Source organism: Variovorax sp. GW460-12-1-14-LB1 (assembly GCF_059423605.1).
Genome location: NZ_JBWKYF010000011.1, coordinates 75880 through 97449, shown reverse-complemented (window position 1 = coordinate 97449; position 21570 = coordinate 75880). Strand labels below are relative to the sequence as shown.

Sequence of the window (21570 nt, the reverse complement as noted above, 5' to 3'; positions counted from 1 at the left end):
TAGAAAAACCAGATCGAGATCGAAGAGATGCAATTCCCGGAATCCTGGCTGCGCGAGTTCTGCAATCCGCCCCTCGACAGCGCCACACTGGCCGAAACGCTCACCATGGGCGGCTTCGAGGTCGAAGAGCGCCGTCCGGTGGCGCCGCCTTTCACGCGCATCGTGGTCGGCGAAATCAAGGAAGCCGAGCAGCACCCGAATGCCGATCGCCTGCGCGTGTGCCAGGTCGACGTGGGGCAGGGCGCCTTGCTGAACATTGTGTGCGGTGCGCCCAATGCGCGCGTCGGCATCAAGGTGCCTTGCGCCCTCGTCGGCGCCGAACTGCCGCCGGGTGAAGACGGCAAGCCCTTCCTCATCAAGCTGGGCAAGCTGCGCGGCGTCGAGAGCCAGGGCATGCTGTGCTCGGCGCGCGAGCTGAAGCTGAGCGAAGACCACGGCGGCCTGCTCGAACTCGACGCCGACGCCCCCATCGGCGCCGACGTGCGCGATGTGCTCAAGCTCGACGACGCGCTGCTCACGCTCAAGCTCACGCCGAACCTGGCGCACGGCCTCAGCGTGTACGGCGTGGCGCGCGAACTCGCCGCACTCACCGGCGCACCGCTGAAGACGCCGGCCATTGCACCCGTGGCCACGTCGTTCTCCGATGTGCTGCCGGTCAAGATCGAGGCACCCGACCTGTGCGGTCGCTTCTCGGGCCGCATCGTGCGCGGCGTGAACACCAAGGTCGCGACGCCGGCCTGGATGGTCGAGCGCCTCGCGCGCTGCGGCCAGCGCAGCGTGACGCCGCTGGTCGACATCTCGAACTACGTGATGTTCGAGTACGGCCAGCCCAGCCACATCTTCGACCTCGACGAGATCCACGGCGGCCTCACGGTGCGCTGGGGCAAGGCGGGCGAACAGCTCAAGCTGCTCAACGGCACGACGATCACCGTCGACGAGAAGGTCGGCGTCATCGCCGACGACCGCGAAGTCGAATCGCTCGCCGGCATCATGGGCGGCGACGCCACCTCGGTGACCGACGACACGCGCAACATCTACGTCGAGGCCGCGTTCTGGTGGCCCGAGGCCGTGCAGGGCCGTTCGCGTCGCTTCAACTTCTCGACCGACGCCGGCCACCGCTACGAGCGCGGCGTCGACCCGAGCCGCACGGTGCAGATCATCGAACGCATCACGCAACTGGTCGTCGAGATCTGCGGCGGCGAAGCCGGCAAGATGGACGACCAGACGCTGCGTCTGCCCGAAGCCGCGCCCGTCACGCTGCGCGTGGCCCGTGCCGCGCGCGTCATCGGCATGCCGCTGACGCAGGCGCAATGCGCCGACGCACTCCACCGCCTCGGTTTCGAAATCACCGAAGGCGAAGGCACGCTGACCGTCACGCCGCCGCCGCACCGCTTCGACCTGCTGATCGAGGAAGACCTCATCGAAGAAGTGGCACGCCTGATCGGCTTCAACAACCTGCCGACCACCGCGCCGCTCGCGCCCATCACCGCCCGCGTGCGGCCCGAGGCGCAGCGCAGCCGCTTCGCGGTGCGCCGCAGCGTTGCAGCGCTGGGTTACCAGGAAACCATCAACTTCAGCTTTGTCGAAGCGCACTGGGAGCAGGACCTGGCGGGCAACGCCAACCCGGTCAAGCTGCTGAACCCCATCGCCAGCCAGATGAGCGTGATGCGCTCGTCGCTGCTCAGCTCGCTGCTGCAGGTGCTCAAGTTCAACCTCGACCGCAAGGCACCGCGCGTGCGTGTGTTCGAGTTGGGCCGCGTGTTCCTGCGCGACGACAGCGTTGTCACCACCGACAGCACCGTGCGCGGCGTGAACCAGCCCATGCGCGTGGCAGGCCTGGCCTGGGGCGATGCCGAGGCATCGCGCTGGGACGGCAAGCCGCAGCGTGTCGATTTCTACGACGTCAAGGGTGATGTCGAAGCGCTGCTCGCGCCGCGCGTGCCGACCTTCGAAGCGGCCGAGCACCCCGCGCTGCACCCCGGCCGTTCGGCCCGTGTGCTGCTCGACGGCCAGGCCGTCGGCTTCATCGGCGAACTGCATCCGCGCTGGCGCCAGAAGTGGGACTTCACCCAGGCGCCCGTGCTGTTCGAACTCGACCTCGACGCCGTCACGGCGCGGCCCGTGCCCGTGGCGCAGCCGGTGCCCAAGCACCAGGCCGTCGAACGTGACATCGCGGTGGTCGTGGCCGAAGCGGTGTCGCATGACGCGCTGATGCAGGCCATCCGCGCGGGCGCGTCCGCCTCGGGCCTGCTGCGCGATGCGACGCTGTTCGACATCTACCGTCCGCAGCCCCTGCGCGAAGGCGCCGTGGCGGCGCCAAGTGCGCTGGCACCGGGCGAGAAGAGCATGGCCGTGCGCCTGACCTTCCAGAGCGATGCCGCCACGCTGACGGACGAGCAGGTCGAACCCGCTGTCCGCGCAATCGTCGAACAACTGGGCGCCACCCTGGGCGGCCGCTTGAGAGGATGAAGATGAACGCCGCCGAATTCACGCTCGAAGCCCTCGAAACGCCAGCGCTCACCAAGGCGCACCTGGCCGACCTGCTGTTCGAGCAGATCGGCCTGAACAAGCGTGAGTCGAAGGACATGGTGGAGGCGTTCTTCGAGCTCGTGGCCAGCAGCCTGATTGAAGGCACGGACGTGAAGATCTCGGGCTTCGGCAACTTCCAGATCCGCGTGAAGGCGCCGCGTCCCGGGCGCAACCCGCGCACCGGCGAAGCCATTCCGATCGGCGAGCGCCGCGTGGCCACCTTCCATGCCAGCGCCAAGCTCAAGGAGCAGATCCAGGGCAGCGTCGAGCCGCAGGGCGGCACTTCCGAAGTCGAGTGGAGCCTGGGCGCGGAATAGTGCTTGGTGCTGTGCCGCCGCGTAGAGTAATCTATGAGGTTTCCCGCGCACAGTCTTGATTTCAATGGAGAAAACGCTCCCGCCGATTCCCGTCAAACGCTACTTCACCATCGGTGAGGTCGGCGAGCTCTGCGGTGTGAAGCCGCATGTGCTGCGCTATTGGGAGCAGGAGTTCACCCAGCTGCGCCCGATGAAGCGGCGCGGCAACCGCCGCTATTACCAGCACCACGAAGTGCTGATGATCCGCCGCATCCGCGACCTGCTCTACGACCAGGGCTTCACCATCAGCGGTGCGCGCAACAAGCTGCAGGAACTCACGCAGGGCGAGCGCGACCGTCGCAAGGCGGGTGAAGTGCCACTCGAAGGCCTGGAGGCCATCGAGATCGGCCAGGAGGAATTCGACGCCGCCGTGCACGAGGAACCGGGGTCCGCGGCGGCCGCGCAAACCGTCGATCTGTCGCAGTTGTTGCACCTTCGCCGCGAACTCTTTGAAATTCGTGAGCTTCTGACTGTCGGACACTGAATTTAGCCCGCTATAATCGAGAGCTTCGGTGTGTGGCGCAGCCTGGTAGCGCACTTGCATGGGGTGCAAGGGGTCGAAGGTTCGAATCCTTTCACACCGACCAAAAACAGTAGTTAGATCAACGGGTTAGAGCCAAAAGCTCTGACCCGTTTTTCTTTGCGTCTGACAAATGAGGGGGTGTTCTGACAAACCAGCAGGTTTTCAGCCCTCTCCACGCCCCCCAATTGCCGATGGCAAGGGGGTTCCGACAGGCACCTTCCGACGGTAGACGCGCTTCGTCACCTTGACGTCTTCGTGGTGCAGCAGCTCCTGCGCAGCAACGTCCGAGTCGGCGTCCGAAGCCGCCTTCGCGCGCATGTCGTGGAACGTGATCTCCCGGGCCGCCAGGCCGAGCTTGGTGCGCACCACGCGCCACAAACTCTTGAACGCTTCTTTGCCGTATGGGTTGCCTTGCTTCGTGATGAACAGGTAGTCGCTGGGCAGACTGGCCGCGCCGCCGCGGTTCTTCTTCCGCAGCTCGAGCGCGCGTGTCAGCGCGCGCCAGAGGTCGGGCGTCATGGCGTAGGTCTTCGTCACGTGACCCTTTTCGTTGCGCTTCTTCGTCACGCGCAGCTCGATGCGGTGCTCGTTGAAGTCGCCGATCCTGATGTCGAAGATCATGCCGGCCCGCGCGCCGGTCTGGGTGCTGATCTCGAGCATGCACTGCAGGACCGGGCTGGCCGCCTCGTAGATCTGGCCGTAGCGCTGGTCGCTGACGTACTGGTCGCGCGGCGATTCCGGCAAGTACTCGATGCCCTCGCACGGATTGAAGGTCGTCAGGCCCCAGCGCACGCGCGCCAGGCGGAACATGCGCGACAGCAGCTGGATGTCCTTGTTGGCCGACGACGCGCGGTCCCGGTTGTCGTGCAGGTGCTGCGTGATGGTCACAGCGCTCAGGTAGCCCGGCAGCAGGGCCTGCAGCTCTGTCTTCGGGTATCGCTTCGTGCGGAAGGCCTCGCGCAGGCGCCGGATGCGCCCCTCGTATTCTTCCTTGGTCTTGTCGCGCTTGAGGGTCGACAGCTCGTCGGCTTCGTACTTCCGGATGATCTCCTCGACGGTGCCGACCACGTCGTCGTCGGGCACGGCGGCCACCAGCGCGGGCGAGACGTGCTTCTCCCACCACAGCCGAGCCTGGACCGGCGTGGTTCCGCAGCGCACCTTGATGCCTGCGGCCCGCAGCTTGGCCTCGATCTCTTTCGTGAGCCCGTCGGTGCCGCGCCAGTACCAGATCCCGTCGACCTTGCGCATTCCGCGCGGCAGGTCGGGGATTTTCTTGTTAACCGTGCGCGGCCGAGGCATCGTCAAATTCCTTGGACAAGCTGGTGAACGTCCGCAATGCGGCCACGGCCGACTCCATGCGGTTGAGATTCCGCGCGTCGATCTCGATGGTGTTCCAGCGGTGACCGCAAGCATCGCAGCAGCGCAGCCGGGTTACTTTTGAGTCCCCGGTCCGGGTCGAAAGGACGCGCTGCTCCGAGCTGGTGCAGGAGGGGCATTTCATTGCAGTTCCTCCAACGCGTCGTCGCGCACCTGAGGGGCCGCATTGCGGCGGTGCTTGCTGTTTTGGATTTCGGCATCGGTGAGCACCGAGTCTTCGTGGGTGGCAACTTCAGCCATGGCCAACTCTCTCGGGCGGAGTCCGGGAACGCGCAGTCCATACTTCGCTCCCCGGATGGAGAGAGAAATGCAAAAGCGATTCGTTTCTATGGGCTCGTTCGTGTGCCTGGCGGTGTTGACATGCCTGCTTCTGCTGTATGCACTTGCGATTTTCCCGGGCGTACCGGCAATCCGATGGTTCTTCAAAACATCGGCAGTTGTCTTTGGGCGGCTGGATGCGCCGGCTTGGGTTCAAGCAGTCGGCTCGGTGGTCGCAATTTTTGCGTCGGGTGGAATTGCGTGGTGGCAACTCCGCGCTGCTAATGCGTCGGCGGATGGTGCAGCGCGTCAGAAGGCGCTTGTCATGGTTGAGGCTGTTGGGACGTTGGTGCGTGCCCATTTGAACGAACTGGAATCGCTCAACGCCCTTTTGGACTACTACAACTATCCCGCAACTCGAGGCCGCATGGACCGGCTGGACCCCATTGCACTTTTTGCAACTACAGAGCGGGCTGCGCAAAGTATCCCGCTTCACGATCTTCCCGATGGCGAGACGATCCGGCTTGTTGTTGAGTTGCAGAACCACATTCGAACCAACCGCTCGGTTGCGGTCAGGTTGAAGGAGTACTACGGCGATGGCGAATGTGACTGGGCGCTGCCCCTTTCCCCTCTTGGGCTCAACATCGAGGCCGCCCGGGGCCTTGTAGAGAAGTGCACCGAGGCTTTGAAGCGCGCTGGTCGCATGAAGTAACTTGATCCTGCATGCGGCGAGCGGAAGGGGGCGGTCTTCAGTCCTCAAAGCGAACTCCTGCCGCGCTCGGGCGCGCAGTGAAAGATTTGCGGTTTGGGCATTCGATGTGGCTGCACTCGACTTCGCCGCGCGCGACCTCGCGCATGCGCATGCCGCGCCTGTTGCAGGTGCGGCAGTCCTTTGGGTCGCGCTCGCCGGTGTAGATGGCGCCGGCGAGTGGATGGGGTGTGCTGGGCTGCGAGGCGCGCGCACGGCACTCCGCATCGACGGCAGCGGCTTCGAGTTGACGCGTGGGATTGCGCGGGATTACGCGGCTGACCTTTAGCATTCGGCGCACCTGGGCGTATCAGCCGGCACCGCGAAGAAGCCGAGCGACCCTCTGAGCGGCTGGAACGGCAGCGGCTGCGTATTGCGGAGGACGAAGCCCTGCGGCCCGAAGAACCATGGCGAATCGCTGGAGCCAACGCAATCGACTACATCGGCGCGCCCGACAATGCCGCCGCGCGGGAGGGCGTCGAATGCGGGCAGGGCCTGCGCCGCCTCCTGCAGCCGCGGCGACAGGGACAGGAAATCGAGAGCATCCTCGTACTCGCCACGCGTCATGCCTTTCGCGGCATGGATGAGCGTTGTGCCCCGATGACGCGTGGCCCAGCTGCGGTTCTCGATGAGCTTGATCGTGCCGGCTCCCAGTGCCGCGGCGCGCGCTGCCCCTTCGAGGTCCGGCCGCACGATCAGCCAGGCCCAAGGCTGGCGAACTGAGATTGCGAACATGGAGCCGGGATTGCTCGGGAAAGGTGCCGGACTGACGAACTCGGGCGGCATCATGCTGGCTCCTTCTGCGTCATGCGGCGAAGGCGCAGCTGCAGCGCGGCGGCGGCGTCGAGTCGCGCGTGCAATCCTTCGAGCGCCTCGGCGCTGAGCGGATAGCCGGACCGACGAACGAGGCGCGCGGCGTCCTGCAGCGTGTGCAGGTCGTGCGGGTTGTGGAACTCGACCGTCATCCGGCTGGCAGTGACATCGACGCCTGCCACGGAAACGAGTGGGCCGGCGCAGGCAATTTCTGTAGCAGCCATCGCGTCGGTGGTTGCGAGAATCGCCTCGACCAGCTCCACACGTCGGGCGGGCGTCAGTTCGGGGGCAAGGCGCTTCACCACGCGCCATAGGGCGGTTCTGCTGCTCATGCTGTCGCCTGCTGTTCTGCCGCGGCCTGGCGCAGCGTGAGGTGGTAGGAGGTGGCGGCGGCCTCGGCCATCTGCTGCGGGGTGCTGTGGCGCAGCATTTCCTCGTAGACATCGAGGCCCGCAGCCATGGCTTGGATGCCGGGGCCGTCGAAGCCGTAGCGTCCGTGACGCCCGCGAATGCCGTCGCATCGGATCAGTGCATCGCGGGCTGCGACCATGGGCGCGACGCATACAGGGTCGATCTGTTCGGCGCGCACGAGCCCGACGTTGATGCACGAGGCGAGGCGGTCGAACATGTCGTCATCCGTCGAGCCGGCCTTGAGCTGGCAGAAGGCGTCGTGCAGCTTGGTCATCACCTCATCGGCGGTGCCTGAATGCGTGTCCTGGCGCGCGGCAATGAGCATTGCCCACGTGGCCGGGTTGACACCGTGGCGTTGAAAGCGGCGCTTCATGCGGCCTCCCTTCCGTAGATCAGAGATTCATGGGCGAAATTGGCAGCCACGAGCCTTTCGGCTTGGATCGGTGCCACGCTGTTGCCACACATCCGAACCTGGGCTGTCGCGCTGAGCTTGATGCGCGGCACGGCCAGTGGATCTGCGGCTTGCACCCCGTCCTTGAACAGCAGCGCCGGGTCTGGAATCTCGTGGATGACATAGCCTTCCGGGAAGCTCTGAGCAAGGAAGAGCTCCGGCGCCTTGAGCATGCGGAGCGTGATGTCCACAAGCACCCACCATTGCCCCTCGTGAAACATGAGCACCAGCTCGGCCGGCTCGGGGAAGTGCTCGGGCAGGTGCTGGTGCAGCAACTCGGCGCACATGCGCGCGCGTTCGCGCAGCTCGGGTGCGAGGCACTCGGCGGGCACCTGTACGGCCTGCACGAGGCCCATGCGTCCCTTGGTTGGGAGCGTGTGCATCGGCTCGGCGACACCTTGCCATTGGCCTCCGTTGCTGTAGTACTTCACGCAATAGGCGGTGATGAGGCGCTGATTGGCTCCCTTGGAAAGGATGGTGGACATGGGCGCATCAGCCGACCGCCCAGCGTTGTCCTCGTAGAAGCCGCCGTAGGCCTGCTCGAGGCACGCGGCGACTAGGGCCTGCTCGCCGCGGTGTGCGCCGGTGATGGTGCGCAGCGGCTCGGCTGGGTCATTTCCTGCGCGCTCGCCGTGGTGCGTCAGGTGCGTGAGGTGCACGGCGGCGACCGCGCTGGTGCCGCCGCTGGCTGTCACGGTGTTGAGTGGCTGCTCGAGGCTGCGCACGCCGTGGCTCCAACGCTTAGCGCCGGTCGCCGACGATTCCCCGTGCCCCATGTCCACCAGGTGGGCTGCCACCACCGCATGCTTCACGCCACCAGCCACTACGGTGCCGAGCGGGCGCTCAATGTCCAGCGCGCGCGGCTCCTGTCCGGCGCGCTCGCCATAGCCGATGGTCACCAGGCTTGCGCTGGCGAGGCCGTGATGAGTGCCACCGGCCGAGATGGTCGAAAGCGGCAATGCGATGTGATCGCCTTGCAGGTGGCTTTCCTCGGTGCCGCGCATTGGCGCGACTACGGGCGCGACCACGGCGTGATGGCCGCCGGTTGTGACAGTTGCTAGCGGCAGAGACGCGGGCGCGCCGGTGTGACCGGTGGTGTTGGTCATCACCATGGGCGAGAGGGTGGGCGTGACCACCGAAAAGTGCCCGCCCTTGACCTGTGCGCAGATCGTGCGCAGCGGCTCGTCGGCCGCCATGTTGCGCTGGTTGCTAGCGTTGGCATGCTCGCTCACGAACGGGGCGAGCACTGGCTGAGCGATGCACGAGTCGGCCTTCGACGTGATCGTTTGCAGGGGCAGGTTGACGGGCCGTTCTGGCGATTGGCCCATGCGCCCGCCCACTCCCACGATGAATGGCTTAGGGCTCGCGAGAACGTGCCGCCACAGGCCCTTCGCAACACGGCGAAGTGTGTTCACGGCGAGCGCGCGGTCGCGGCCAAAGATGCTGCGGGCCGGCAGGCTGAAATCGATGCATTCAGCGGCCGAGCGCCACGGCAGCAGCTTGCCGGCGAGCACCTCGGCACTCGCGGGGTTGCCGTGCGTAGCCTCGGGCCAGCGGATGGGTAGGCCATCGCGCCGGGCCACAAGAAAGAGGCGCTTGCGGATGGTCGGCGCGCCGTGGTCACACGCGCGCAGCTCGCGCCATTCCACGTTGTAGCCGTGGCCGCGTAGCTGACGCACGAAGCTCTCGAAGGTCTTCCCCTTGCGGGCGGGGTCTGGTCGAGCGGTGCCATCGGTGCCCACGAGTAGCGGCCCCCAGGTGGTGAACTCTTCGACGTTCTCGAGCATGAGCACGCGCGGCTTGGTCAGTGCCACCCAGCGCATCCCGACCCATGCCAGGCCGCGAATGTGTTTCGCCACGGGCGTGCCGCCCTTGGCCTTGGAAAAGTGCTTGCAGTCTGGCGAAAGCCACACGAGCCCGACCGGCTGGTTGCGAGTGACTTTGATCGGATCGACTTCCCACACGCTCTCGAGCAGGTGCTGCGTGCGCGGGTGGTTCATGGCGTGCATCGCCAGCGCTTCGGGGTCGTGGTTGATGGCAATGTCCACCGGTCGCCCGAATGCGGCCTCGATGCCGGTAGATGTGCCCCCGCCGCCAGCGAAGTTGTCGATGATCAGCTCGTGCGGGAATGGCAGGCCTTGCTGCTTCGCCTGTGGTGCAGGCGGTCGAGTCGGTGGGCTTGGCCGGCGCGCACGGGGAGTGGCGCGCGGCATCTCCCGCAGCATCTCCGCGATCTGCGCACGTGACACATCCACGCTGAAGCCCTCGAACTCGGAAAGGCGGTGAAGCTCGTCGTCCTCCGCGCGAACGGGGTTGTGGCTGGTCACCTCCAGTCGATATGTTCGGAGCGGTGCCGGAAGCGCGGGCAGCAGATGGCGCTGAATCAAGATGGCCAGCGCTTCGCGCGCGTCGACCTCGGCGCCGGCCTCCGTCGCGGCGCGAAGGAAGACCGGGTGCTCTTGGAGCATCTCTCCGTCGCCGAACCCCCAGTTGGCGAACAACTGGCTCGCATGGAGCTCAACCCCGCACTCGCGGCCGAGGTCCAGTGGTTGGGTGAAGTCGTCGCGCTTCACGTCTTCATGCCTCCACGGCGACATTGACGCGCGCGCGGTCGATGCCGAGGTCGCGGGCGACAAACTCGCCCAGCACCAGGCCCTGCAGGTGGCGCACGTCGTGGATGTTGGCGATGACGGCCTCGGGCTTGAAGCGAGCACCGTCCGTCGCACTGACATGGGCGTTCTCGGCCTCGCCGTTGCAGCCTGGCCGCGTCACCTGCCAGAGCGTGCCGCCGGCGGCGCGCACGGTGTCGGCCTCGTTATCGAACCGCACATCGGTGATGACAAAGCGACTTTCGCCGTCGCGCTGGTACGCGACCAGGCGCGAGAGCAGGGCGCGCGTCCAATAGCGCGGATGCTGCATGCGGCGGTACTCTGTGCCCCACCATTGAAGAATCTGCCGCGGCGCGCGCGGCATGTCGAGCCATTCGTCGCTGAGCGGCGTGCGGTGGTCCGGCGCCGCTGCGCTGAGCGAATAGACCACGGCCGCGAGGAAGTCCTGCGGGGCACCGCGCATGCGCAGGGCCGGGGTGGGAATGCTCTTGAGGTGAGGCGATGCCAGTTCATCGGGCATGAGCCAGAATCCATTGGCGACCTCGCCGCGCAAGGCATCAGCGAAGGCCAGTTTGCGAAAGCGCGCATGCGCCACCAGCAGATCGGCCACCGTGTCTTTGCCCGAGCCGGCAAAGCCGGTCAAGCCGATGATGTGTTGCTTCATGCGCGCTGGCTTCACGGCTTGCCGATCAGGACGGTGTAGCCCAGCGGCGTGGCGCCCTCGGGGGTGTTCACGGTCGCACTGCGCACCTGTTCGACGTAGCCCGTGAAGGCATCTTCGATGGCGTTCTCGGGACGCTCCAGCTCATAGTGAAACTTCACCGCGCCGCTGTGCAGGCGGTACTTCAGACGCGCGGTGAGCTTGTAGCCGTCGCCGTTCTTGAAAAGGCGCAGGCCGAGCGTGAAGGTTTTCGGAATCGACAGCCCGCCCTCGGCGCCGGCCGTGGCGTTCACCGTCTCCACGTAGGTGAGCTGGGTCTGCCCGTCCTGCAGGCGCTTCGCGCTCGAAAAGTTGATGCCCGTCGCTGCGGCAATGGTGGTCGCGACCGTGAGCAGCTTCTCGGCGTCCTCGCCGTGCAGGTCGGCCATGTTGTCTTCGATGAACTCGGCGAACTCGGTCTGACTGAAGACCTCGCCGTCCTTGTCGAGCCAGCGCTTTGCTTCCGGTGTGAGCACCGCAGCGAAAACGGCGCGATGGTCGCGCCAGCCCGGGCTCGCCTTCGTGTCGTTGAAAACGGCGGTGATGGTGCGGGCGTCGATGTCGGCGTATACGTAAGCCGACGACTGGGCCCGCTGGTCGGCGAGGTAGGTGAGCAGGCTCTCGAGCGAGCCCAGCGCGATGGTGCCGCGCAGGCGGGTCGGTGCGGGCTGCGCCTGCTCGATCTTGCTGGTGAGGTCGATGTGCTGGAACGAGGGCGGCGCGATGAGGTGCGTCGTGCCCGCGATCACCTTCGGCTCGAGGCCGGCGGCGGTGATATCGCGAACGAGTTGGGCGGTAGGCGCGTTGAGGGCGTCCATGGATCAGGCTTCCTTGAAAGTTGCGGGAGGGGTGGCGGTGGAAACATCACGCAGCTGCAGCTCTTGCTGCCGCGGGTGATTGCGGGAGGTCTCACCGTCTTCGGTGAGCCAGAAGAAATCGCTGGCCTGCTCGGGCTTGGGCAGCTCGAGCTTTCGGTCGGCGGTGATGGTCACTTTGTCGACCGAACCGCTGTTGGAGCGAGTGGCCGGGGCCACCTTCACCTTCAGCGTGAGCGAGCCGGCGCGGCCGGTGGTTTGCACCGTGCGCAGCAGCTCGGCGAAGTCGGCGCTCAACGCGGCATTGGTGGTGCCTTCGTTGAGCTCGACAATGAAAAGGGAAAACGCTTTCACGGGCGTGGCTCTCCTGTGGTTGATGAAAGGGCAGGGTGGGGAAGGGGCGCGCCTCAGGCGGGCTGCGCGGCGGGCGCGCGGGCGGGCAGCAGCTCGCAACTGCTGACGCTCGCGCTTGTCTCGGGCGAACCGCGCGGGCCCAGCAGGGAGCGCGGATTGATGAGCACCAGGCGCAGCGCGTCGCCGGCCTTGAGCGCGGGGTGCGCCTTGCGCCAGGCTTCTGCGTTGGGGCCGAGCCAGCGCACGACATAGCCCTCGACGCGGCCGGGGCCTTGGTTGTCGATGAGCCGCATCTTCAGCACGAAGTCCTTGTTGTCATCGACGTGCTCGCTGACGGCCGGGCGGCCCGGGTAGTCCTTGCCCACGAAGAAGACACCGGTAGTGGTGGTGGTCACAGGCGCTGTCCTTTCTTCTGCTCAGCGATCACGCGCTGGAAGGTCTTTCGGATGTCGGTTTCGCAGGCGCGCTGGTACTTGAAGCGCGGGTCGAGCAGGCCGCTTACGGGGCCGGTGGGCGGGGGCGGCGCGGGGTTCAAGCGCGAGCTGAATCACGGCGTGCTCCATCCGTAGACCGCCATCGCTGCGACGATGACGGGCATGACGATGGGTACCGCGAGCATCGCGATGGTCTTGAGCAGGCCCGGTGCGGGCTGTACGGGCGACGTTCGGAAGGGCGTGCTCATGCGGCACCGCCTTGCGCCTGCTCGGCAGCCTTCGCAAAACCGCGCATCGAGCCTGCCGCGCTGACGGCGGACAAGTTCAACGCATCGATTTCACCGTTGAGGGCGTGTGCCTGCGCTGCGAACTGCGCGCGCATGGGGTGTGTGGGCGCGTCTTCGACGTGGGCGCGCACCACGCCGTCTGCAATGCCGGGCAGCGATACCTTGCCGGCCTTCAGCGCCTTGTCCGCAAGCGGCAGGCCCATGGGCTGCCACGCGGCGATGCCGACTGCAGGGCAGCGATAGAACGCCTGGCGGCGCGTGCTGACCTTGCGAATCCAAATGTCCACGCGCGCCGAGCCGGTCGGGACGAAGCCGGTGGCTGCGCCCGCGCTCGTGGCGTGGTGAGCTTTGACGCCGCGCATCGCTTAGCTCGCGTGCTCGAGGCGTTCAACTTCGCTCACCGGGCAGCCGGTGACGTGCTGCGCGCTCATGAACGCGGCTTCGGCGTTCGAGGCCTTCAGCTGAATGAAGGGGCGGGCGCCGGTGTCGGAGGGGGCCAGGTGGCCAAGGCCATCGCGGGGAACGAAGAAGCAGCGGTAGCTGCGCGTCGCGGGGAGTTTCGCCATCGTCATCTCCAAGGTGGCTGCGGGATGCAGCACTTGGATTGAAGTCTAGAATAACTAGACTTCGAGAGTCAAGTAAAACTAGCCATTCAGGCAAGCATTTGTTGACTAAGTGACTTGAGGCGAGAAAAAGCCGCCCTGATGGCGGCTAAAAAAACGTGCTGAGTTGTCGCTACTACCAGAGGGAAGTGATCTTTCGCCGTGGCACTGGATGCGCGATGTAGTAGACCCAATCCACATCCTCAAACCGATAGTGAAGCACCACCGAGGTGTTGTAGCTGCCAAGTCGGTAAGCGCCGCGCTGCGAAAGCAGGCGCTTGATCATCGTGACGCCTGAGGTCAGCCGAACCAGTACATCGTCCTCCAGTTCAGGCGTGGTGCCTGGCTCCACCAGCGCGAAATCGCCTGGGGTGTACTTTGGAACCATGCTTTCTTCGGAGACCTCCACGAGGAAGGCGTGGGGGTCTGTACTCGCCACGAGCCCGTATTGATCCGTTGCTCCTACTGGATGGTCTCCATCGCTCCAAATTCGCTCTGACAAGCCGCCAGCGCCTTTGCCGACAACCCATATGCGATGCGGCTTGGTCGGGTCGACGAGGATTGCTCCATCAGGCATTTGGGGGGCGAGCTCGTTAGGCGGCGGCGGCGTGCTGGCGCTCTCACGGCCGAACGGGTGAGGGTATCCGGTGACCTCTGCGATCTTCTGGATTTGCACAAAGCTGGGAGCGGTTTTCCCGTTCTCCCAAAACCCTGCTGTCGCCTTGCTCCGACCCATGGCGTCGCCAAGCTGCTCAAGCGTCCAGCCTTTGTGTTTTCGGGCGGCGCGCACCCAGTCTTTCAACTCCATTCCTTCATCGTAAAGAAAAACTTGACCGCGCGAGGCAAGTAATACTTGAAGAGCGGGTCTAGAAATACTAGACTTCACTGAAATTGCCAAAGGATCAAGCATGGAACACCCCGTAGACAAAGCTGCAAAGGTTGTTGGTTCTAAAGCCGCACTTGCGAATGCGCTGGGCGTTACCAAGGCTGCCGTCGGTCAGTGGAAAGACGAAGGGCGGCGCGTGCCCGCTGAACATTGCCCGTCCATTGAGCGCTTGACCTCTGGTGCCGTGCGCTGTGAAGAACTGCGGCCTGACGTGGCGTGGGGGGTATTGCGCCGCGACCAAGCTGCCGACGCGCCAACGGAGAGCGTGCATGCGTGAGCGCTGTGGCCCCTTCATAAGCATCTCGCTGACGGGCGACGTGAGTATCCGGCTGCCCGGCCGGAAGTCTGCGATCCAGCTCTCGACGGCCGAGGTGCCGCTTATCCGAGAAGTGCTGGCGCATCCCGATCTCCGGTCCAGTGCTGGAGGTGCATCTTCTTCTCTTCCTTGCGCGTCTGCCGGCGAGTGCGGTGCATGGCGGGTGATGAGCTGCGACCAAGCCGGCGGCGTGCCGGGGAGGGCGCGCGCGTGTGACGTCATCGATTTTTCGTCGGAGGTGCCGCAATGCTGATCCACGCATCTGCGCGTGATTGCGCAGCCAGGGTGCTTCCCGGCGATGCGCACATCGTTCTGTCCATCGACGCCCGTGATGGTTCCATCGGCATTCAGGCCTTCCTGCGGGGCGAACTCGACGTGTCCTATGCCCGGCTGGCCGAGGAAAGGCTCCCGTCCGAAATCCTGAAGCTCTTGGCTGAGCTGCGCTCGATGCTGTGTGCTGCGGGCAAGGAAGGCGAGGGCGCTCATGTCTGAAAGCGGCCGCATCTTTCGCGACGTATCCGACGTAGATCGCGCCCACGGGCGCGTCGCGCTGCTCAAGTTGGCGGCTGCGCCTTCTTCATCCGATCTTGTAGGTCTTGGAGCAGCTCGGCCCACTCTTCCCAGTACTTGGGGCGCTGGTACTTCGGGTCCAGTTGCGCGGCTAATTGATCGACTCCGGTATCGAATTCCTCGATCACCTGGTGGATTCGATCCGGATGAATCTGAGTCAGAACCGCTCGGAGCACGGCCGATTGGGCCAAAAGGCGGCTCTGGTTCTGCGCAAGCATGTTTTGAAGATCGGTGATGGCCTTGATCGTCTCCTGCTGGAACTTCTCCGGGTCGTGCATGGGTGTCCCTGGTGGGTTGCGAATCCCGGGATTCTCGCTGCAAGGTGGGCGCCTCGTTTCGGGGTGTCATGCGCGACACCGCCATCGGTGTGACGACGCTGAGAGGAGGCCGCGCCTCAGATGACCCGAGCCTTTCCCCGCTTTGAAGCGCTCGCTGCGCAACGCGAGCGGCGCATTGCCGCGTGCTCACGACCATCGCACGTCCGCCGGGCGCATCACGTCGACGGCCGGCGTCAGCACGCGTCGGCACAGCCCCTCGAGCGTCTTCGTTTGCCGCGGTGTGCGTGCGCCATGGGCCAGCGCGCTCGCCGAACAGATGGCGATCCACGACGAGACGGTTTCCCGGTTGATTTCGGGCTCCACCTCCAGCAACAGCACGAGCTGCTGCAGGAATTGTTCGACGGCATCGATTCGCTCGCTGGGCGTGGGGGCGAAGGCTTCCATGTCCGGCTGGTCCTTCTCTTCTCTTGAGGTTTGCATGAACGCAACTTTCTCAATTCCGGGCCATCTCGCCTATGGCGGCGATGAGCCCAATCCCTCCAGACCCGCCGGGCAGGACATCCTCGATGCGGTCTACAACACGGTGCACGGGTATCCGGGCGGTGTGGTCGAGCTCGCCAAGCGGATGAAGATCCCGGCAAATACGCTCACGCACAAGGCCAATCCGAAGACGACCACGCACCAGCCCAACCCACGAGAGCTCATCGCGATGCAGGCGTACAGCGGCAATTTCGCGGTGCTCCATGCGATGGCCGAGGCACTGGGTCACACCTGCTCTCTGGCGACGCCAGACCAGTCGGGCGGCGATCCAGTCGAGGCGCTAATGCGCCTGCACTCAGCGTTCGCCGACTACGTGCGGGCCACGGCTGATGCGGTGCGCGAAGGCGAGGGCGCTGTCACAGGGAATCAGATCCGCCGTGCGGACTACACCGCGCAGGAGGTCATCGCGGCCGTGGGCCACGTCATGGCGCTGCTGCGCGGGCGCATGCGGAAGGCGCCGCAGACATGAGCCGTGGGGAAATGGATGTGCCGGCCGATATCGACTTGGCGAGCCTGCTCGCGCGGGTCGATGAGGTTGGCGATTGCCTGATCTGGAACTGCTATGCGCTCGATGGACTGCATCCGCAGTGGCGCGTTGGCGGGCGGCTGTGGAACGTGCGGCGGTTGCTGTGGCTGCTCGTGCGTGGGCCGCTCGCGGCCGGCCTGCAGGTAGGTGTCGGCTGCGATGTCGACCTGTGCGTGCATCCCGACCACCTGGCGGCGCGCACGCGCTCGCAGGCATGCGCCGGCAAGCAAAAAACCGCCGCGCACCGCGTGCGCATCGCGCTTGCGAAGCGGGCTGGCTCGACGCTGACCGCCGACATCGTGCAGGCGGTGCGCATGAGCGCGGAGCCGAGCGTTGTGCTCGATGAGCAGCTCGGGCTCTCGCGCGGCTATGCCTCGAAGCTGCGCACAGGAGCGGTTTGGCGGCAGCACGGGTGCGCGTTCGGCGGCCTGGGGGAGCGTGCAGCGCCATGAGCATCAAGGTGATGACGATGGTGTTCGACCGATACCCCGTGGGCGGTAGCGAGCGGCTTCTCGCGCTGGCCATTGCAGACCATGCGCACGACGACGGCACGCACATCTACCCGGCCATCGACACGCTGGCGAGCAAGACGATGCAGAGCCGCAGCACGGTGCAGCGGCAGATCGCCAAGATGCTCGCCATCGGGTGGCTCGAGCGCGTCGGATCAAAGACGGGGCGCGGCTACGTCAATGAATACCGCATTTCGTCGGCGTGGATCAGGGGCGAGTTGTTGCCTTCGCAGGTTGCGCCGCCGCTTGTTACAGACGTGGAGCCCAGTTATCCACAAGCAGGTCAGATTGACACCCTTATTTCTGCGCAGAAGGGTGTCATCCAGAGCGAAAAGGGTGTCATCCGCGACGTGAAGGGTGTCACAGCTATGACACCCGAATCTTCAGAACCGCCAAAGAACCGAACCCCCCTACCCCCCGAGGGGGGGGCGACGGGTTTCGATCAGGTCTTTGCGGAATACCCGAACCATGCCAACAGGGCGAAGGCAGAGCGGCGGTGGCGCCGGCTTGGGCCCGACGCGGCATTGCAGCAGGCCATGCTCGCGGCCATCGCCGTGCAGCGGCACTGCGTGAAGTGGACGAAGGACTCGGGCCAGTTCGTGCCCGAGTTCCATACCTGGCTGCGAAACGCGGGTTGGCGCGACGACGTGAGCGGGCGCGGCTCGGTCGTGCCGTGGGACACCAGCCGCAGCACCATCGAAGCCAAGGCTGCCGAGCTGGGCATCGCCCCTTGGAACGAGAGGGACCTGAGCGTCAACCGTGAGAGCTTCCACGCCTACACCGAGCGCGTGCGCCGTCTGGTCGAGCAGGAGGCTGAATGCGCATCGACCTGAAGCTCGACGGCATCGAGTCCGTGCGCGGTGCACTCAACAAGCTCACGGGCAATCAGGCGCGCGATGCGTTCGCCGCGGCCCTCAACGACACGGCCTTTCGCGTTCGCCGCGAGATGCAAAAGGAAATGCGGGCGGTCTTCGACAAGCCGACGCCGTACATCCTCAAGAGCGTGTATGTCCGGCAGGCCACGCGGCAGCGGCAGGATGTAGCCATCGAGCCCACCTACTTCGGCGGCAAGGGTATCGACCCGCAGAAGATCCTTCAGGCGCAGGAGTTCGGCGGCAGGCGCACGGACAAGCGCAGCGAGGTGGCGCTGCGCCGTGTGGGCATCCTGCCTGCTGGCTATCAGACGGTCATTCCTGCGAGCCCATACCCGGGCAGCGATGACGGCCGAGGCAACCTGCGCGGCTCATTCCTTTCGCAGTTGCTGTCCTACTTCCGTGCGTTCGGCGAGCAGGGCTACAGGGCCAACATGACGGACAAGCGTCGTGCACGCGTGCACCAAGGCTCGAAGAAGGTCGATGGCCGCCGCTACTTCGTGGCCTATGGGCGCTTGCGCAGTGGGCCGACTGCACACCTGCCTCCTGGCATTTGGGCGGCAGCGGGTACGCATGGGGTTGATGTGCGCCCTGTGCTGTTGTTCGTGCAGGTGGGTGATTACGTGCCGCGGCTCAGCATGGAGACGGTGGCCGAGCATGCCGATGTTGATGCGTACATGGCGCGTCGGCTGCGCTACCGCATCAGGCAGGCGGTGGGCGAATGAAGACGGCCAAGGCAGGCATGCACCACCGCAGGGCGCCGAGGGGGCGATGCGAGAAAACAACATCGACCGGGGGAGGGCGCGGGTCCCTCCTGGAGGCCTGCCGTGCGGGTAATTCGAACCGCGTCCTCGGACTGTTCACCGACCTTCCTAAGGGGGTTAAGTGAAGGTAGTTGAGGCTATGGGTGTGGGCATCACGCAAGCGGAGTTCGCTGCGCTGGTCGGGGTGAGCGAGGCGAAGGCGAGCCAGTTGGTCGGCGAGGGCGTCATTGAGCGCGGCCAGACCGCGCACGCGTGGTTGCTCGCCTACTGCGAACGCCTGCGCGAGGTCGCCGCGGGCCGCGCATCGGTCGAGGCCGGCGGCCTTGACCTCGTACAGGAGCGCGCGAGGCTGGCGCGCAGCCAGCGCGAGGCGCAGGACATCAAGAACGCCGTGGCGCGTGGCGAGTTCGCGCCCATCGGTCTGCTCGCCGACGTGCTCGGCATGGCATCGAGCGCGGTCGTGGATCGCTTCGAGCAGCTCGAGGGTGCGTTGCGCAAGGCCTGCCCCGAGTTGCCGGACGAAGCGAAGGCCACCGTGCAGCAGGTCATTGCGAACGCGCGCAACGAGTGGATTCGCGCGACTGAAAAGCTCGTGGTGCTCGAGCTGGATCGATTGGCGTCCGACGACGACGGCAGCGCAGAGGATGCGCTCGGCGAAGAGGCGGGGCAGTAGTGGCCGAGTACGTTTCGCGTGAAACATTGCGCGCCGTGATCCACGCGGTGAGCCTCGGCCTTGCCAGCCTGCGCGCCGAGGTCTTTCAGACGCTCAGCGAGTGGGCCCGCGACAACTTCAAGCTGGCCGGCGAAAGCTCGCACCAGAAGGGTGGATGGATCGCGTGGTCCTTTCAGATCGGCATCCTCGACTTCATGAGCGATGACCGCATCGAGGAACTCGACGTGGAGAAGTCGAAGCGCGTCGGCTACACGAAGATGATCACCGCCTTCGTGGCCTACAACATCGCGCACCGCCGGCGCAAGCAGGCGCTGTGGCAGCCGACAGACGACGACCGCGACAGCTACGTCAAGAGCGAAATCGATCCCATCCTCGATGCGCGCGACGGCGTGCCCTCGGTACAGGCGGCGCGCCGCAAAGGTGGTGGCAGCGACGACACCATCAAGATGAAGAAGTTTCGCGACAGCGTTCTTCATCTGCTCGGAGGGAAGGCGAAGCGAGCCTATCGGCGCATCACTGTGGCGATTGCCATCCTCGATGAGTGGTCCGCCTTCGACCAGACCATCGAGAAATCGGGCGACCCGGGCGGCCTTGCGAAGGGCCGCCTCGAAGGCGCCCCCTATCCGAAGTTCGTTGGCGGCTCGACGCCTGGCTTCAAAGGGTTGTGCCATGTCGAGCGTGCCGTGCTCAACGCCGAGGGCTTCGTCCGGTTCTACATCGACTGCAAGCACTGCGGCCTCGAGCATCCGCTCGCATGGGGCGGCAAAGGAAAGCTGCACGGCTTCAAGTGGGAGCGCGGCAACCCCGCCAGCGTGCACCATGTCTGCCCGCATTGCCGCAAGTCCATTCGGCAAAGCGACTTCCTGCAGGGCGGCCTCCCCATGCAGGGCACCTGGGTGTGCGAGAAGACGGGCAAGAGGTTCGGGCCGGACCGGGTGTGGCGCGACAGCGCCGGCATGCCCACTCGCCCGCCGAAGACGCTGGGCGTGCACATCTGGGCCGCGTACAGCCCCCAGCGCACTTGGGAAAGCATCGTCAAGGAATTCGAGGAAGCGCTCGACGCGCTCGCCCGCGGCGACTCGGGGCCAATGCAGCTCTTCGTCAACGAGACGCTCGGCGAGACATGGGAAGTCGTCGGCGAGCGCACCGATGAGCATGCGCTGCAATCGCGTGCCGAGGACTACCCACTGAAGACGGTGCCGGCGGGCGGCCTGATCCTGACAGCTGGGGTGGACGTGCAGCGCGACCGTTGGGAAATCGACGTATGGGCGTGGGGCCGCGGCTTGGAGTCCTGGCACGTCGACCACCACGTCATCCATGGCAATCCCGCGTCCGAAGATGACTGGGCACCGGTCGCGGCCTACCTGTCGAGCCGCTACGTGCAAGCTTGGCACGGCGGCTCGATGGGGTTGAGCGCAATTTCCATCGACTCGAGCGACCAAACGCAGGCGGTCTACAACTGGGTGCGCAAAACACAGCACCAGCTTCCGAGGCTGCGCGCCATCAAGGGGCGAGGCGAAGAGAACGTGCCTGTCCTGGGGCCCAGCAGCCCGCAGGAGGTGCGTTGGAACGGCACGAAGATTCCCAACGGCATCAAGCTGTGGAATGTGGGCATCGACTCGGCGAAGGATCTGTTGCTCGGGCAACTTGCCATCGAGAAGGCGGGGCCAGGCTTCGTTCATTTCAGCCAGGAGCTGCCGCAAGAGTGGTTCGAGCAGCTCACGGCCGAGCAGCGCATCCTCGTGAAGGTCAACGGGAAAGAGGCCTACCGCTGGGTCAAGCGCAGGCCGCGCAACGAGGTGCTCGACAACCGCAACTACGCGCTGCACGCCGCCTTCGGCCTCGGCCTCCACAACTACACCGACAAGCGCTGGAGCGACCTTGAGGCTTCTGTGCAGCCGGCGCGCGATCTGTTCTCGGCGCCGGTGCCCGCAATAGCCGCCCCTCCGACAACTCAACCGACGCCGTTCGCATCGGAGTCTGCCAAGGCGACCGCCTTTGCCGACGCAGATATTTTTTCCCCTATTGCCCTCAACTGAAAATGACAGAACCACTTGACCACGACGAGCCGCTGGCGATCATTGAAGAAGAGGCGCGCGCAATGGCGCAGTGCTTTGGTGTGGCTGCGCCAGACGAAGCAGCAGCCTCACTGATCGACCGAATTCTCCTGCGGCTTGGCGGTGCGCATATCTATGTTCCGAAGCGCCGCGCGCGATCACGTCGGCGTGATCGCGCAGAACTGCATAGCCGATTCAACGGAAGCAATCTATTTGAGCTGGCAAAAGAGTTCGGTATGACGCCCAGGCACCTCCGCAGGATCCTGGCAGGGGAACGCGAGCGGTAGAAGCGGCTCTGCTGGATAAGCAAAG

At 65.3% G+C, this 21570-nt stretch carries 30 protein-coding genes and 1 tRNA gene; 14 read left to right on the top strand and 17 right to left on the bottom strand.

Going from position 1 to position 21570, the window contains the following annotated elements:
• Positions 1–27: 27 nt before the first annotated feature.
• From pheT to AC07Y4_RS08445, 4 genes are all read left to right on the top strand, one after another.
• Positions 28–2469 carry a phenylalanine--tRNA ligase subunit beta gene (pheT, locus tag AC07Y4_RS08460; protein ID WP_487848444.1) on the top strand — a complete coding sequence of 814 codons (2442 nt, stop codon included), beginning with the start codon at positions 28–30 and terminating at the stop codon, positions 2467–2469.
• Between the two features lie 2 nt (positions 2470–2471).
• On the top strand, positions 2472–2846 hold the full coding sequence (locus tag AC07Y4_RS08455) for an integration host factor subunit alpha (RefSeq protein ID WP_095747662.1): 375 nt from the start codon (positions 2472–2474) through the stop codon (positions 2844–2846).
• Between the two features lie 64 nt (positions 2847–2910).
• Positions 2911–3369 carry a MerR family transcriptional regulator gene (locus AC07Y4_RS08450; RefSeq protein WP_159276173.1) on the top strand — a complete coding sequence of 153 codons (459 nt, stop codon included), beginning with the start codon at positions 2911–2913 and terminating at the stop codon, positions 3367–3369.
• A 26-nt stretch (positions 3370–3395) separates the two neighbouring features.
• A tRNA-Pro gene (locus tag AC07Y4_RS08445) sits at positions 3396–3472 on the top strand.
• 98 nt (positions 3473–3570) lie between these two features.
• On the opposite strand, the gene AC07Y4_RS08440 is transcribed toward AC07Y4_RS08445, so the two are convergent.
• Entirely contained in the window at positions 3571–4656 is a 1086-nt protein-coding gene (locus AC07Y4_RS08440; protein ID WP_495274385.1) for a site-specific integrase, read from the bottom strand.
• A gap of 28 nt (positions 4657–4684) precedes the next feature.
• Complete coding sequence (locus tag AC07Y4_RS08435) at positions 4685–4909, bottom strand: NrdR family transcriptional regulator (RefSeq protein ID WP_495274384.1); 225 nt, start codon at positions 4907–4909, stop codon at positions 4685–4687.
• A 183-nt stretch (positions 4910–5092) separates the two neighbouring features.
• On the opposite strand from AC07Y4_RS08435, the gene AC07Y4_RS08430 reads away from it, so the two are divergent.
• Complete coding sequence (locus AC07Y4_RS08430) at positions 5093–5755, top strand: hypothetical protein (protein WP_495274383.1); 663 nt, start codon at positions 5093–5095, stop codon at positions 5753–5755.
• A gap of 321 nt (positions 5756–6076) precedes the next feature.
• Here AC07Y4_RS08430 and AC07Y4_RS08425 read toward each other — a convergent pair whose 3' ends face one another.
• From AC07Y4_RS08425 to AC07Y4_RS08365, 13 genes are all read right to left on the bottom strand, one after another.
• The gene (locus AC07Y4_RS08425; RefSeq protein WP_495274382.1) at positions 6077–6580 is read right to left on the bottom strand and encodes an ASCH domain-containing protein; all 504 of its coding nucleotides are present in this window, start codon (positions 6578–6580) and stop codon (positions 6077–6079) included.
• On the bottom strand, positions 6577–6936 hold the full coding sequence (locus AC07Y4_RS08420) for a hypothetical protein (RefSeq protein WP_495274381.1): 360 nt from the start codon (positions 6934–6936) through the stop codon (positions 6577–6579). The genes AC07Y4_RS08425 and AC07Y4_RS08420 overlap by 4 nt, the downstream gene beginning before the upstream one ends.
• Positions 6933–7388, bottom strand: coding sequence for a hypothetical protein (locus tag AC07Y4_RS08415; protein WP_495274380.1), 456 nt, complete (start codon positions 7386–7388; stop codon positions 6933–6935). Before AC07Y4_RS08415 ends, AC07Y4_RS08420 begins: the two co-directional genes overlap by 4 nt.
• Entirely contained in the window at positions 7385–10039 is a 2655-nt protein-coding gene (locus AC07Y4_RS08410) for a DNA cytosine methyltransferase (protein WP_495274379.1), read from the bottom strand. The genes AC07Y4_RS08415 and AC07Y4_RS08410 overlap by 4 nt, the downstream gene beginning before the upstream one ends.
• Before the next feature lie 4 nt (positions 10040–10043).
• Positions 10044–10739 carry a deoxynucleotide monophosphate kinase family protein gene (locus AC07Y4_RS08405; protein WP_495274378.1) on the bottom strand — a complete coding sequence of 232 codons (696 nt, stop codon included), beginning with the start codon at positions 10737–10739 and terminating at the stop codon, positions 10044–10046.
• A gap of 11 nt (positions 10740–10750) precedes the next feature.
• The gene (locus AC07Y4_RS08400) at positions 10751–11593 is read right to left on the bottom strand and encodes a DUF2303 family protein (RefSeq protein ID WP_495274377.1); all 843 of its coding nucleotides are present in this window, start codon (positions 11591–11593) and stop codon (positions 10751–10753) included.
• Between the two features lie 3 nt (positions 11594–11596).
• Positions 11597–11944, bottom strand: coding sequence for a YfdP family phage-associated protein (locus tag AC07Y4_RS08395; protein ID WP_307698002.1), 348 nt, complete (start codon positions 11942–11944; stop codon positions 11597–11599).
• A gap of 53 nt (positions 11945–11997) precedes the next feature.
• Positions 11998–12339 carry a hypothetical protein gene (locus tag AC07Y4_RS08390; protein ID WP_095744640.1) on the bottom strand — a complete coding sequence of 114 codons (342 nt, stop codon included), beginning with the start codon at positions 12337–12339 and terminating at the stop codon, positions 11998–12000.
• Positions 12336–12479 (bottom strand): hypothetical protein, encoded by a 144-nt coding sequence (locus tag AC07Y4_RS08385; RefSeq protein WP_495274376.1) that lies wholly within the window; start codon positions 12477–12479, stop codon positions 12336–12338. The genes AC07Y4_RS08390 and AC07Y4_RS08385 overlap by 4 nt, the downstream gene beginning before the upstream one ends.
• Before the next feature lie 12 nt (positions 12480–12491).
• Positions 12492–12626 carry a hypothetical protein gene (locus tag AC07Y4_RS08380; protein ID WP_495274375.1) on the bottom strand — a complete coding sequence of 45 codons (135 nt, stop codon included), beginning with the start codon at positions 12624–12626 and terminating at the stop codon, positions 12492–12494.
• On the bottom strand, positions 12623–13027 hold the full coding sequence (locus AC07Y4_RS08375; RefSeq protein WP_495274374.1) for a hypothetical protein: 405 nt from the start codon (positions 13025–13027) through the stop codon (positions 12623–12625). Before AC07Y4_RS08375 ends, AC07Y4_RS08380 begins: the two co-directional genes overlap by 4 nt.
• Positions 13028–13030: 3 nt before the next feature.
• Positions 13031–13231 (bottom strand): hypothetical protein, encoded by a 201-nt coding sequence (locus tag AC07Y4_RS08370; protein WP_495274373.1) that lies wholly within the window; start codon positions 13229–13231, stop codon positions 13031–13033.
• A 172-nt stretch (positions 13232–13403) separates the two neighbouring features.
• Entirely contained in the window at positions 13404–14177 is a 774-nt protein-coding gene (locus tag AC07Y4_RS08365; RefSeq protein WP_495274372.1) for a helix-turn-helix domain-containing protein, read from the bottom strand.
• On the opposite strand from AC07Y4_RS08365, the gene AC07Y4_RS08360 reads away from it, so the two are divergent.
• Entirely contained in the window at positions 14176–14430 is a 255-nt protein-coding gene (locus tag AC07Y4_RS08360) for a transcriptional regulator (RefSeq protein ID WP_495274371.1), read from the top strand. The genes AC07Y4_RS08365 and AC07Y4_RS08360 overlap by 2 nt on opposite strands.
• A gap of 285 nt (positions 14431–14715) precedes the next feature.
• Positions 14716–14961: a hypothetical protein gene (locus tag AC07Y4_RS08355; RefSeq protein WP_495274370.1), complete on the top strand. Its 246-nt coding sequence runs from the start codon at positions 14716–14718 to the stop codon at positions 14959–14961.
• A gap of 62 nt (positions 14962–15023) precedes the next feature.
• Here the strand turns inward: AC07Y4_RS08355 and AC07Y4_RS08350 are convergent, their stop codons facing one another.
• Complete coding sequence (locus tag AC07Y4_RS08350) at positions 15024–15317, bottom strand: hypothetical protein (RefSeq protein ID WP_495274369.1); 294 nt, start codon at positions 15315–15317, stop codon at positions 15024–15026.
• A gap of 186 nt (positions 15318–15503) precedes the next feature.
• Positions 15504–15761 (bottom strand): hypothetical protein, encoded by a 258-nt coding sequence (locus AC07Y4_RS08345; protein ID WP_495274368.1) that lies wholly within the window; start codon positions 15759–15761, stop codon positions 15504–15506.
• A gap of 34 nt (positions 15762–15795) precedes the next feature.
• Between AC07Y4_RS08345 and AC07Y4_RS08340 the strand changes: the two genes are divergently transcribed.
• The 7 genes from AC07Y4_RS08340 to AC07Y4_RS08310 all read left to right on the top strand — a co-directional run bounded on the left by AC07Y4_RS08340 (position 15796) and on the right by AC07Y4_RS08310 (position 21545).
• Positions 15796–16326, top strand: a complete 531-nt coding sequence (locus tag AC07Y4_RS08340; RefSeq protein ID WP_495274367.1) for a phage regulatory CII family protein — start codon at positions 15796–15798, stop codon at positions 16324–16326.
• The gene (locus tag AC07Y4_RS08335; protein ID WP_495274366.1) at positions 16323–16835 is read left to right on the top strand and encodes an HNH endonuclease family protein; all 513 of its coding nucleotides are present in this window, start codon (positions 16323–16325) and stop codon (positions 16833–16835) included. The genes AC07Y4_RS08340 and AC07Y4_RS08335 overlap by 4 nt, the downstream gene beginning before the upstream one ends.
• Entirely contained in the window at positions 16832–17725 is an 894-nt protein-coding gene (locus tag AC07Y4_RS08330) for a helix-turn-helix domain-containing protein (RefSeq protein ID WP_495274365.1), read from the top strand. Before AC07Y4_RS08335 ends, AC07Y4_RS08330 begins: the two co-directional genes overlap by 4 nt.
• Positions 17710–18489: a hypothetical protein gene (locus AC07Y4_RS08325; protein ID WP_495274364.1), complete on the top strand. Its 780-nt coding sequence runs from the start codon at positions 17710–17712 to the stop codon at positions 18487–18489. The genes AC07Y4_RS08330 and AC07Y4_RS08325 overlap by 16 nt, the downstream gene beginning before the upstream one ends.
• 184 nt (positions 18490–18673) lie before the next feature.
• The gene (locus AC07Y4_RS08320; RefSeq protein WP_495274363.1) at positions 18674–19201 is read left to right on the top strand and encodes a hypothetical protein; all 528 of its coding nucleotides are present in this window, start codon (positions 18674–18676) and stop codon (positions 19199–19201) included.
• Positions 19201–21240 carry a phage terminase large subunit family protein gene (locus AC07Y4_RS08315; RefSeq protein WP_495274362.1) on the top strand — a complete coding sequence of 680 codons (2040 nt, stop codon included), beginning with the start codon at positions 19201–19203 and terminating at the stop codon, positions 21238–21240. Before AC07Y4_RS08320 ends, AC07Y4_RS08315 begins: the two co-directional genes overlap by 1 nt.
• A gap of 2 nt (positions 21241–21242) precedes the next feature.
• Entirely contained in the window at positions 21243–21545 is a 303-nt protein-coding gene (locus AC07Y4_RS08310) for a Mor transcription activator family protein (RefSeq protein WP_495274361.1), read from the top strand.
• The last annotated feature ends 25 nt before the right edge of the window (positions 21546–21570 follow it).

Coding starts and splice junctions, on each gene's coding strand:
- AC07Y4_RS08455 (WP_095747662.1), top strand. CDS start 2,472: ATGAACGCCGCCGAATTCACGCTCGAAGCCCTCGAAACGCCAGCGCTC.
- AC07Y4_RS08345 (WP_495274368.1), bottom strand. CDS start 15,761: ATGGAAGCCTTCGCCCCCACGCCCAGCGAGCGAATCGATGCCGTCGAA.
- AC07Y4_RS08350 (WP_495274369.1), bottom strand. CDS start 15,317: ATGCACGACCCGGAGAAGTTCCAGCAGGAGACGATCAAGGCCATCACC.
- AC07Y4_RS08360 (WP_495274371.1), top strand. CDS start 14,176: ATGGAACACCCCGTAGACAAAGCTGCAAAGGTTGTTGGTTCTAAAGCC.
- AC07Y4_RS08425 (WP_495274382.1), bottom strand. CDS start 6,580: ATGATGCCGCCCGAGTTCGTCAGTCCGGCACCTTTCCCGAGCAATCCC.
- AC07Y4_RS08310 (WP_495274361.1), top strand. CDS start 21,243: ATGACAGAACCACTTGACCACGACGAGCCGCTGGCGATCATTGAAGAA.
- AC07Y4_RS08330 (WP_495274365.1), top strand. CDS start 16,832: ATGAGCATCAAGGTGATGACGATGGTGTTCGACCGATACCCCGTGGGC.
- AC07Y4_RS08400 (WP_495274377.1), bottom strand. CDS start 11,593: ATGGACGCCCTCAACGCGCCTACCGCCCAACTCGTTCGCGATATCACC.
- AC07Y4_RS08365 (WP_495274372.1), bottom strand. CDS start 14,177: ATGCTTGATCCTTTGGCAATTTCAGTGAAGTCTAGTATTTCTAGACCC.
- AC07Y4_RS08340 (WP_495274367.1), top strand. CDS start 15,796: ATGAACGCAACTTTCTCAATTCCGGGCCATCTCGCCTATGGCGGCGAT.
- AC07Y4_RS08420 (WP_495274381.1), bottom strand. CDS start 6,936: ATGAGCAGCAGAACCGCCCTATGGCGCGTGGTGAAGCGCCTTGCCCCC.
- AC07Y4_RS08430 (WP_495274383.1), top strand. CDS start 5,093: ATGCAAAAGCGATTCGTTTCTATGGGCTCGTTCGTGTGCCTGGCGGTG.
- AC07Y4_RS08435 (WP_495274384.1), bottom strand. CDS start 4,909: ATGAAATGCCCCTCCTGCACCAGCTCGGAGCAGCGCGTCCTTTCGACC.
- pheT (WP_487848444.1), top strand. CDS start 28: ATGCAATTCCCGGAATCCTGGCTGCGCGAGTTCTGCAATCCGCCCCTC.
- AC07Y4_RS08405 (WP_495274378.1), bottom strand. CDS start 10,739: ATGAAGCAACACATCATCGGCTTGACCGGCTTTGCCGGCTCGGGCAAA.
- AC07Y4_RS08335 (WP_495274366.1), top strand. CDS start 16,323: ATGAGCCGTGGGGAAATGGATGTGCCGGCCGATATCGACTTGGCGAGC.
- AC07Y4_RS08415 (WP_495274380.1), bottom strand. CDS start 7,388: ATGAAGCGCCGCTTTCAACGCCACGGTGTCAACCCGGCCACGTGGGCA.
- AC07Y4_RS08450 (WP_159276173.1), top strand. CDS start 2,911: ATGGAGAAAACGCTCCCGCCGATTCCCGTCAAACGCTACTTCACCATC.
- AC07Y4_RS08370 (WP_495274373.1), bottom strand. CDS start 13,231: ATGGCGAAACTCCCCGCGACGCGCAGCTACCGCTGCTTCTTCGTTCCC.
- AC07Y4_RS08440 (WP_495274385.1), bottom strand. CDS start 4,656: ATGCGCAAGGTCGACGGGATCTGGTACTGGCGCGGCACCGACGGGCTC.
- AC07Y4_RS08380 (WP_495274375.1), bottom strand. CDS start 12,626: ATGAGCACGCCCTTCCGAACGTCGCCCGTACAGCCCGCACCGGGCCTG.
- AC07Y4_RS08375 (WP_495274374.1), bottom strand. CDS start 13,027: ATGCGCGGCGTCAAAGCTCACCACGCCACGAGCGCGGGCGCAGCCACC.
- AC07Y4_RS08325 (WP_495274364.1), top strand. CDS start 17,710: ATGCGCATCGACCTGAAGCTCGACGGCATCGAGTCCGTGCGCGGTGCA.
- AC07Y4_RS08355 (WP_495274370.1), top strand. CDS start 14,716: ATGCTGATCCACGCATCTGCGCGTGATTGCGCAGCCAGGGTGCTTCCC.